This window comes from Actinocorallia lasiicapitis (assembly GCF_054778695.1).
Genome location: NZ_BAAGZI010000715.1, coordinates 1 through 1,394, shown reverse-complemented (window position 1 = coordinate 1,394; position 1,394 = coordinate 1). Strand labels below are relative to the sequence as shown.

At 71.0% G+C, this 1,394-nt stretch carries 2 protein-coding genes; one reads left to right on the top strand and one right to left on the bottom strand.

The features are described from left to right. Window positions 1–874, bottom strand: an 874-nt coding sequence (locus tag ACYVE7_RS34055) for an aromatic ring-hydroxylating oxygenase subunit alpha (protein WP_460370705.1), incomplete at its 3' end; no start/stop codon positions are given. Window positions 875–1,160: 286 nt separating this feature from the next. On the opposite strand from ACYVE7_RS34055, the gene ACYVE7_RS34050 reads away from it, so the two are divergent. Next, a partial coding sequence (locus ACYVE7_RS34050) for a hypothetical protein (protein ID WP_460370703.1) occupies window positions 1,161–1,394 on the top strand: 234 nt, incomplete at its 3' end.

Here is a 1,394-nt window from a genome sequence, read left to right as displayed (position 1 = left end):
CCGCGGCGAACGGGCCGCGCAGCGGCGGCGGGAGCAGCCGGGGCGCGGGGACGCGGGCGCTGACCACCCACCGCGCCTGCATCCGCCAGACCCCGACGGAGGTCGGCAGCGCGTAGACCCGCAGCACGATGCCCAGGGGCAGTTCGATGGTGGCGAGGATGAAGCCGAGCCCGAACATCGTGACCTGGTAGTCCGCCGTCCGGTACCGGTGGGTGAACGGGATGCGGACCGCCATCCGCAGGGTGATGGAGGAGCCGGGGCCGTCCGCGCGGAACGGGACCGCGGCGCTGCTCGCGGCGAGCGCGGGGGCGTGCAGGGTGGCGAGGTGACCGGTGTCGATCACGTTCTCCAGGACCTCCTGCGGATGCCCGGCCGTCTCGGTCGTCTTGTAGTAGGGCCGCGAGTAGCCTTCGGCGGGCAGCGCGGGGATCCGCCAGCCGGGCGGGGCTCCCTCGTGGTGGTACCAGACGAAGATCAATCCGTTGATCTCGTCCACGGGCAGGGTGGCCAGCCGGGTCTTCGCGGCGGGCCGGCTGCCGTAGGCGGTCCGCACGCAGCCGCCTTCGGGGCCGAACGCGAACTCGTGGAACGGGCAGACGATGGACTCGTCCCGCACGGTGCCGCCCTGGCCGAGATGGGCGCCCAGATGCGGGCAGTAGGGCCGGTTGGCGACCAGCTTCCCCGACCGGGTCCGCCAGAGCACGACGTCCTGGGCCAGGAGCCGACGGGTCACGAGCGAGCCGGGCGCCACCTCGTGGGACGCGCCCAGGCAGAACCAGCCGTTCGGGTCCGGCAGCGGCGACACCGCGGGCGTATAGGGCTCGATGACGCCCTCGGACGGGACCGTGTAGTTGTGGTTCCTGCTGCGGAACATGGCTGTGCGACCTCCTTACCTGCGCGGTGTCGTCCATGGGGTGACTTCTCCAGGGAACCGCGGCGGAGGGCGGCACGGTGCGGCCCAGGGCGGGGGACATGTCTCGCTTGTCCCGCTGTCACGCCTGCGGGAGTTCCGGGCTGAGAATTTAGATCTTTCGAAGCGGGGAATCTCACAGCCCCTCGCTTTATGTAACGAACTTCACACTTAGGGTGACCGATATGGACCGAATGTCGTTACATGCGAGGTTTCCATGAGGAATTCCCTGCTGCGAAGGCAGATACGGGTGTCTTCCGGCGCGCCCGGCGGGCTGGCCGCCGTCACGGCGTTCACCGATCCGGAGCGGGGCAGGGTGGAGTGCCCCGCCGCCGCGCTGCTCGCCGTCCAAGCCCGGGTGGACCTCCTCGACGGGCCGATCGAAGCCGGTCCCGGCGACGGGATCCTGTTCGCGGTCTCCTGGCTGAGCAGGTCGGGGCAGTGCGCGGGGCTGGGGTTGGTCGCCGACCGCGCCGACCCGGCC